Source organism: Burkholderia sp. Tr-862 (assembly GCF_011753085.1).
Lineage (GTDB): Bacteria > Pseudomonadota > Gammaproteobacteria > Burkholderiales > Burkholderiaceae > Burkholderia > Burkholderia ambifaria.
In genome coordinates this window covers 1-8,183 of record NZ_VWWG01000225.1, presented here as the reverse complement: position 1 = coordinate 8,183, position 8,183 = coordinate 1, and the positions used below count along the sequence as shown (strand labels likewise).

Annotated in this window: 8 protein-coding genes and 1 pseudogene; 6 read left to right on the top strand and 3 right to left on the bottom strand. The window is 65.4% G+C overall.

Annotated elements, in window-relative coordinates; translation table 11 throughout:
- From F3J14_RS31920 to ftsB, 6 genes and pseudogenes are all read left to right on the top strand, one after another.
- Nucleotides 1-529: pseudogene (locus F3J14_RS31920) on the top strand (competence protein ComEC); the annotation flags it as partial.
- Nucleotides 530-551: 22 nt separating this feature from the next.
- Nucleotides 552-1,397, top strand: a complete 846-nt coding sequence (locus F3J14_RS31915) for an alpha/beta hydrolase (RefSeq protein WP_166726316.1) — start codon at nt 552-554, stop codon at nt 1,395-1,397.
- Between the two features lie 171 nt (nt 1,398-1,568).
- A complete protein-coding gene (locus F3J14_RS31910; protein ID WP_166726315.1) occupies nt 1,569-3,227 on the top strand; it encodes a CTP synthase in 1,659 nt (552 codons plus the stop codon).
- Entirely contained in the window at nt 3,224-4,078 is an 855-nt protein-coding gene (gene kdsA, locus F3J14_RS31905; RefSeq protein ID WP_006761902.1) for a 3-deoxy-8-phosphooctulonate synthase, read from the top strand. Before F3J14_RS31910 ends, kdsA begins: the two co-directional genes overlap by 4 nt.
- Nucleotides 4,079-4,184: 106 nt before the next feature.
- Nucleotides 4,185-5,468 (top strand): phosphopyruvate hydratase, encoded by a 1,284-nt coding sequence (gene eno / locus F3J14_RS31900; RefSeq protein WP_006751590.1) that lies wholly within the window; start codon nt 4,185-4,187, stop codon nt 5,466-5,468.
- Nucleotides 5,469-5,549: 81 nt separating this feature from the next.
- A complete protein-coding gene (gene ftsB, locus F3J14_RS31895) occupies nt 5,550-5,975 on the top strand; it encodes a cell division protein FtsB (protein WP_006751591.1) in 426 nt (141 codons plus the stop codon).
- Nucleotides 5,976-6,069: 94 nt separating this feature from the next.
- On the opposite strand, the gene F3J14_RS31890 is transcribed toward ftsB, so the two are convergent.
- From F3J14_RS31890 to F3J14_RS31880, 3 genes are all read right to left on the bottom strand, one after another.
- Entirely contained in the window at nt 6,070-6,426 is a 357-nt protein-coding gene (locus F3J14_RS31890; RefSeq protein ID WP_166726314.1) for a hypothetical protein, read from the bottom strand.
- A gap of 135 nt (nt 6,427-6,561) precedes the next feature.
- Nucleotides 6,562-7,512, bottom strand: coding sequence for an Hsp33 family molecular chaperone HslO (gene hslO, locus F3J14_RS31885; protein WP_166726313.1), 951 nt, complete (start codon nt 7,510-7,512; stop codon nt 6,562-6,564).
- 24 nt (nt 7,513-7,536) lie between these two features.
- Entirely contained in the window at nt 7,537-8,061 is a 525-nt protein-coding gene (locus F3J14_RS31880; protein ID WP_006761906.1) for a gamma carbonic anhydrase family protein, read from the bottom strand.
- Nucleotides 8,062-8,183: the final 122 nt, after the last annotated feature.

Here is an 8,183-nt window from a genome sequence, read left to right as displayed (position 1 = left end):
CCGGCTGTGGCGCGACGCGCAGGCGGCCGGCGTGGCCGATCGGCTGCCGTGCGCGGCTGGGCAGCGATGGACCTGGGACGGTGTCGTCTTCACGATGCTGTGGCCGCCCGGCGTGGCAGGCGCAGGCCCGTCGAACGAGCAATCCTGTGTGTTGCGCATCGACGCGGGCGGCACGTCGGCACTGTTGACGGGCGACATCGAGGCGCGCGCCGAGCGGCGGCTGCTGGCCGACGCGCGCGACGCACTGGCCGCGCAAATCCTCGTCGTTCCGCATCACGGCAGCCGCACGTCGTCGGTCGAGCCTTTCCTCGATTCGGTCGAGCCGCGCGTCGCGGTATTTCCTGTAGGCTATCGCAATCGCTTCGGGCATCCGCACCGGACGGTCCTCGCGCGCTACGAGGCGCGCGGGATTCCGCTGCCGCGCACCGATCGCGACGGGGCCGTGCGGTTCGACGTCGCGCCGGCGGGCGGCGTGTTCGCGTTCGAGCGTTATCGCGACGCGCAGCGACGGTACTGGATGGACCGGTGATCGACACAGGAGACATTGGCGTTTGAAGGACATCCTCCACTTCTCGCATGCGAACGGTTTTCCGGCGTCGACGTACCGGACGATCTTCGCCGAGCTGGCAGACGACTACGAGCTGCGCTACATCGAGCGCATCGGTCACGATCGTCGTTACCCGGTGACGCGCGACTGGCCGCATCTCGTCGAGCAGCTGCTCGACGACATCGGCGGCCGCTACGAGCGCCCGGTCTGGCTCGTCGGCCATTCGCTCGGCGGCTACCTGTCGCTGATGGCCGCGCTGAAAAAGCCGCAATGGGTGCGCGGCGTGGTGATGATCGATTCGCCGATCATCGCGGGCTGGCGCGCCGGCGCGCTGCGTGCGAGCCAGTGGGCCGGGCTCGACGAGCGGCTGTCGCCGGCGGCCGCGACCCGCAACCGGCGCACGCGCTGGACGAGCCGCGACGAAGTCTGGCGGCACTTCCACGCGAAACCGGCGTTCGCCCGCTGGGACGAACGGATGCTGTCCGACTACATCGACTACGGCATCCCGCAGGCGGGCGCCGACGGCGAACGCGCGCTCGCATTCGACCGCCAGGTCGAATACCTGATCTACCGGACGTGGCCGCACACGCTCGGCCCGCGGCTCGCGCACGGCGCGCCGGTGCCGCTCGGCTTTCTCGCCGGCACGCGCTCGCGCGAAGTGCGGCAGGTCGGGCTCGACGCGACGCGCCGCGCGGCGCGCGGGCGCATCGAATGGCTCGAGGGCAGCCACCTGTTCCCGATGGAGCGGCCGATCGAGACGGCCCGCGCATTGCAGCGGATGCTGAATTCGCTGAAGGCGACGGAGGGCGGCGTGCCGCGCGACAGCGTGGCGCTCGCGAAGCGCGCCTGACGCAGTCCGGTGCACTGCGTTGCACATGCGCGGTGCACCGACCGGCCGGTCGGTTCGCGTCGGTCCGCACAGCCGGTGCGGCACTGCGCGAAGGGGCGCGATCATCGCGCCAATTGCTGAGAGAAGGGCGGGCTTTACGGTATAATCCGTTTTTCCCGCGAGCATCCAGCGATGACCAAATATGTTTTCGTCACCGGCGGCGTAGTTTCTTCCCTCGGCAAGGGTATTGCCGCCGCCTCTCTCGCCGCGATCCTTGAATCGCGCGGTCTGAAAGTCACCCTCCTCAAACTCGATCCCTACATCAACGTCGACCCCGGCACGATGAGCCCGTTCCAGCACGGCGAAGTGTTCGTGACGGAAGACGGAGCGGAGACCGACCTCGACCTCGGCCACTATGAGCGCTTCATCAGCACGAAGATGCGCAAGGCCAACAACTTCACGACCGGCCAGATCTACGAATCGGTGATCCGCAAGGAACGCCGCGGCGACTATCTCGGCAAGACCGTGCAGGTGATCCCGCACATCACGAACGAAATCCAGGCATTCATCGAGCGCGGGGCGGCATCGGCCACCTGCGGCGAGCCGGACGTCGCGATCGTCGAGATCGGCGGTACCGTCGGCGACATCGAGTCGCTGCCGTTCCTGGAAGCCGCACGCCAGATGAGCCTGCGCCTCGGCCGCAACAGCGCGTGCTTCGTGCACCTGACGCTCGTGCCGTACGTCGCGACGGCAGGCGAGCTGAAGACGAAGCCGACCCAGCACAGCGTGCAGAAGCTGCGCGAGATCGGCATCCTGCCGCACGTGCTGCTGTGCCGTGCGGATCGCCGCATCCCCGACGACGAATCGAAGAAGATCTCGATGTTCTCGAACGTGCCGGAAGACGCCGTGATTTCGGTGTGGGACGCCGACAGCATCTACAAGATTCCGCAGATGCTGCACGACCAGGGCCTCGACCGGATCATCTGCGAGGAGCTGAAGCTGTCGCCGAAGGACGCCGACCTGAGCATGTGGTCGGAGCTCGTCGAGAAGCTGGAAAACCCGAAGCAAGAAGTGACGATCGGCATGGTCGGCAAGTATGTCGATCTGACCGAGTCGTACAAGTCGCTGATCGAGGCGCTGCGCCACGCATCGCTGCATACGTCGACCAAGGTCAACATCGAGTACATCGACTCGGAAGAAATCGAGACGAACGGTGTCGACAGCCTGAAGCACCTGGATGCGGTGCTCGTTCCGGGCGGTTTTGGCCGTCGCGGCACGGAAGGCAAGATCGGGGCGATCCGCTACGCGCGCGAGTCGAAGGTGCCGTACCTCGGCATCTGTCTCGGCATGCAGCTCGCGGTGATCGAATTCGCACGCGACGTCGTCGGCCTGAAACAGGCGAACAGCACGGAATTCGATCCGGAAACGCCGGAACGCGTGGTCGCGCTGATCACCGAGTGGTACGACCGCGACGGCAAGGTCGAGACGCGCACCGAAGAGTCGGATCTCGGCGGCACGATGCGCCTCGGCTCGCAGCGCTGCCCGATCAAGCCGGGCACGATGGCCGCAGAGATCTATGGCAAGGACGTGAACGAGCGCCATCGCCACCGTTATGAAGTCAATAACCGCTTCGTGCCCCAGCTCGAAGCCGGCGGCCTTATCATCAGCGCCCGTACCCCGAGCGAGGATCTGCCGGAAATGATGGAGCTGCCCCGTTCGATGCACCCGTGGTTCGTCGGCGTCCAGTTCCACCCGGAATTCACGTCGACGCCGCGTGACGGCCATCCGCTGTTCAAATCGTTCGTCGAAGCCGCGCTCGCCAACAAGCAAGCGCGCGGAGTGAAAGCATGAAGCTGTGCGATTTCGAGGTCGGTCTCGACCAGCCTTTCTTCCTGATCGCGGGTACCTGCGTCGTCGAATCGGAGCAAATGACGATCGACACGGCGGGCCGCCTGAAGGAGATCTGCGAGAAGCTGAACGTGCCGTTCATCTACAAGTCGTCCTACGACAAGGCGAACCGCAGCTCGGGCAAGTCGTTTCGCGGCCTCGGAATGGACGAGGGCCTGCGGATCCTCGGCGAGGTGAAGCGCCAGCTCGGCCTGCCGGTGCTGACCGACGTGCATTCGATCGACGAGATCGAGCAGGTCGCGTCGGTCGTCGACGTGCTGCAGACGCCCGCGTTCCTGTGCCGCCAGACCGACTTCATCCATGCGTGCGCGCGTTCGGGCAAGCCCGTCAACATCAAGAAGGGCCAGTTCCTCGCGCCGCACGACATGAAGAACGTGATCGACAAGGCGCGTGAAGCGGCCCGTGAAGCCGGTCTGTCGGAAGACCGCTTCATGGCGTGCGAGCGCGGCGTCTCGTTCGGCTACAACAACCTCGTGTCCGACATGCGTTCGCTCGCGATCATGCGCGAGACGAGCGCGCCGGTCGTGTTCGACGCGACCCACTCGGTGCAGCTGCCGGGCGGGCAGGGCACGAGCTCGGGCGGCCAGCGCGAATTCGTGCCGGTGCTCGCGCGTGCCGCGGTCGCGACGGGCGTCGCGGGCCTGTTCATGGAAACGCACCCGAATCCGGCCGAAGCGAAGTCGGACGGCCCGAACGCGGTGCCGCTGAACCGGATGGGCGCGCTGCTGGAGACCCTCGTCACGCTCGACCAGGCGGTGAAGCGCCATCCGTTCCTGGAAAACGATTTCAACTAAAGATCGAATGAACCTTGCGGCGGCTTCGCGCGTCTCTAGCGAAAGCAGTTTCGGCACGCGTGCCGTCGCAGTTTGAAGAATCCATCGTCATTCTCAGAGGAAACCCATGAGTGCAATCGTAGATATCATCGGCCGCGAGATTCTGGATTCGCGCGGAAACCCCACCGTCGAATGCGACGTGCTGCTCGAATCGGGCACGATGGGCCGCGCGGCGGTGCCGTCGGGCGCGTCCACCGGCTCGCGTGAAGCGATCGAACTGCGTGACGGCGAAGCCGGCCGCTACAACGGCAAGGGCGTGCTGAAGGCCGTCGAGCACATCAACACCGAAATCTCCGAAGCCATCATGGGCCTCGACGCATCGGAACAGGCGTTCCTCGACAAGACCCTGCTCGAGCTGGACGGCACCGACAACAAGTCGCGCCTCGGCGCGAACGCGATGCTGGCCGTGTCGATGGCCGTCGCGAAGGCAGCGGCCGAAGAAGCCGGCCTGCCGCTGTACCGCTACTTCGGCGGCTCGGGCGCGATGCAGCTGCCCGTCCCGATGATGAACATCGTCAACGGCGGCGCGCACGCGAACAACAGCCTCGACATCCAGGAATTCATGATCGTCCCGGTCAGCCAGCCGACGTTCCGTGAAGCCCTGCGTTGCGGCGCGGAAGTGTTCCACGCGCTGAAGAAGATCCTGAGCGACCGCGGCATGAGCACGGCAGTCGGCGACGAAGGCGGCTTCGCACCGAACTTCGGCAGCAACGACGAGTGCCTGTCGACGATCCTGCAGGCGATCGAGAAGGCCGGCTACCGTGCGGGCGAAGACGTGCTGCTCGCGCTCGACTGCGCGGCATCCGAGTTCTACCACGACGGCAAGTACCAGCTCGCCGGCGAGGGCCTGCAACTGTCGTCGGCCGAATTCACCGACTACCTCGCGACGCTCGCCGACAAGTTCCCGATCGTGTCGATCGAGGACGGCATGCACGAAAGCGACTGGGAAGGCTGGAAGCTGCTGACCGAGCGCCTCGGCAAGAAGGTGCAGCTCGTCGGCGACGACCTGTTCGTCACGAACACGCGCATCCTGAAGGAAGGCATCGAGAAGGGCATCGCGAACTCGATCCTCATCAAGATCAACCAGATCGGTACGCTGACCGAAACGTTCGCGGCAATCGAAATGGCGAAGCGCGCTGGCTACACGGCCGTGATCTCGCACCGCTCGGGCGAAACGGAAGATTCGACGATCGCGGACATCGCGGTCGGCCTGAACGCCGGTCAGATCAAGACGGGTTCGCTGTCGCGCAGCGACCGCATCTCGAAGTACAACCAGCTGCTGCGTATCGAGGAAGATCTCGGCGATATCGCGAGCTACCCGGGCAAATCGGCTTTCTATAACCTGCGCTAACGCGTTACTATCGGGTTCGTCACCTCGACGCCGCTCCGTGCATTCGCGCGAAGCGGCGCTTCTTATATCTGCGTCTCTTACATGCGGCTTGTCACTGTCGTCCTGATTGCCTTGCTGGCGCTCATTCAGTACCCCCTATGGTGGGGACACGGCGGCTGGTTGCGGGTGCACGAATTGCGTCAGCAACTCGGCGATCAGCTGCAGAAGAACGCGGACGAGAAGCTGCGCAATGAACGGATCGCGGGGGAAGTGCAGGATCTGCAAAGCGGCACCGCGGCCATCGAGGAGCGTGGGCGCTACGAGATGGGCATGGTGAAGGACGGTGAAGTGTTCGTGCAGTTCGTGTCGCCGAACACGCCGGCCGGGCCGCTGAACACCACGCCGTCGAACACGTCGACTCGTGGCGCTGTGTCCGCGGCGCCCGTGCGTGTCGTGCCGAACCCGCAGTCGATTGCAAAGCCGTCGCGGCATCACGGCGGCGAGAAGGGCAAGCCCGCGCATCACTGAGCACGGCAGTCCGAACCATTGAAAAAGCGCGGGAAATGCCGCGCTTTTTTATTTCCTGCCAGTTTTCAATCGGGTCGATCGGCGCGTTCGCGCATCACCACCACCAGCCCGGGTAACCGTAGCCATAGCCGATACCGGTGCCCCACCGGTTTCCCCAACCGCCGTAATAGCCGCCATAGACTGTCACGGGCGGCGGCGAGTAATACGCCCACGCGCGCGCGGCTGCCTCGGCTGCCATGGCATCGTTCTGCTCGCGCAGCACCTGCCGGTCTATATCGTCGTAGCGTTTGCGTTCCGCACTCGACAGCGCGGGCGGCTGGCCGCCCGATGCGCCCGGTTCGGGCAGGCGGCTCAGGATCGTCGACGAAGGCGGCTGCACCGCGCAGCCGGCGAGGGCCAGCGTGCCGGCGGCGACGCTGGTCAGGACGAGGGTGCGGAACGGGCGATTCATGTATCTCTCCAGCAGCGCGCCGACAGCGAGAACCGGCTTGCACCGAAGGCCGGGCCTGGGGCGACCGAGCCGTGCGTGCGACGCTCATGCGTCCATTATGCGCCCGCGCCCGCATCGCGGGCACGGGTGCGCGGCTCAGTGACGCTGGCCGGTCGCGGGCGTGATGCCGGTCGCGAGTTCCGGCGCGGCGAACAACTGCGCGACGTCGACGGGGTCGAATTCGTAGCGCTGGTTGCAGAACTCGCAGTGAATCTCGACATGACCGCGCTCGACGATCACGCTGTCGACTTCATCGCGACCGAGCATGCGCAGCATCGCGCCGACCTTCTCGCGCGAGCACGAGCACTGGAAGCGCGTACCGGCCGGTTCGAAGTGCTGCACGTTTTCCTGCCAGAAGAGTCGGCGGAACACGACTTCCGGTTCGACCTCGAGCAGTTCCTTCGCGGACAGCGTGCCGCCGAGCGTGCAGACACGCTCCCAGGTATCGATGTCCGTCTCGGCGTTGCGCGGCACGATGCCGCCGTCGCCCGGCAGCTTCTGCAGCAGCATGCCGACCGCGCGGTCGCGATCGGCCGCGAGCCACAGCCGCGTGTCGAGCTGCTCCGAGTGATGCATGTAGTGCTCGAGCACCTGCGACACCGATTCGAGCGGACCGTCGACGCCGTTCAGCGGCACGATGCCCTGGTACGGCTGCTGGCCCGGCAGCTTCTCGGCCGGGTCGAGCGTGATCACGCAACGGCCGTGGCCGCTCGCGTTGACGAGCGACGCAAAGCTCGTGTCGTCGCCGATCGTCTGCGCCGCGTCGCCGGCGAACTTGGCCGTGGCGCGCATCGACAGGTCCGAGCTGCACTGGACGACCAGCATCTGGACCGGCCCGTCGCCGAAGATCTGCATGATCAGGGTGCCGTGAAATTTCAGGTTCGCGGACAGCAGCGCACACGCGGCCATCATCTCGCCGAGCACCGTGCGCACCGGGGCAGGGTAGTCACGGCGGGAAAGCACCTCTTGCCACGTGTTGCGCAGCGACACGATTTCGCCGCGCACGGGTGCCGAATTGAACATGAATTTCTGTAACTGGTCGCTCACTCTTCTTCCTTGAAATCGCGCGAATCACCCGATCCGCACGAGTTGCTCCTTGAAATGCGCACGTCGCTCGACGTACGTCTTCGCATTGGCGCGCAGTCGCGCGATGTCGTCCGCCGACAGCTCGCGCACGACTTTCGCCGGGGCGCCGAGAATCAGCGAGTTGTCCGGGAACACCTTGCCTTCCGTCACGACCGCGCCTGCACCAACCAGACAGTTGCGGCCGATGACCGCACCATTCAAGACCACCGCCTGAATCCCGATCAGCGAACCTTCGCCGATCGTGCATCCGTGCAGCATCGCCTGGTGCCCGATCGTCACGTTTTCCGCAATCGTCAGGGGAAAACCGGGGTCGGTGTGCAGGACCGCGCCTTCCTGGACATTGCTGCCGGTGCCGACCGTGATCGTCTCGTTGTCGCCGCGAATCGTCGCGCCGAACCAGACGCTCGCGTTTTCCTCCAGCACGACCTTGCCGATGATGGCCGCCGTATCGGCGACGAATACGCTTTCGTGGATCGTCGGGGCCGTCTCGCCCAGTTTGTAGATCGTCACGGAGTCTCCTGGTCTCTTCGATGATGGGCGCCGGTAGAATGGCGCGTCTGGCGTGCCGGGCGCATTGCGTCACGGCACAAACGCATATTGTAAACCGTCGCGTGCATGCGCTCCCGCGATGA

Coding starts and splice junctions, on each gene's coding strand:
- F3J14_RS31910 (WP_166726315.1), top strand. CDS start 1,569: ATGACCAAATATGTTTTCGTCACCGGCGGCGTAGTTTCTTCCCTCGGC.
- kdsA (WP_006761902.1), top strand. CDS start 3,224: ATGAAGCTGTGCGATTTCGAGGTCGGTCTCGACCAGCCTTTCTTCCTG.
- eno (WP_006751590.1), top strand. CDS start 4,185: ATGAGTGCAATCGTAGATATCATCGGCCGCGAGATTCTGGATTCGCGC.
- ftsB (WP_006751591.1), top strand. CDS start 5,550: ATGCGGCTTGTCACTGTCGTCCTGATTGCCTTGCTGGCGCTCATTCAG.
- F3J14_RS31890 (WP_166726314.1), bottom strand. CDS start 6,426: ATGAATCGCCCGTTCCGCACCCTCGTCCTGACCAGCGTCGCCGCCGGC.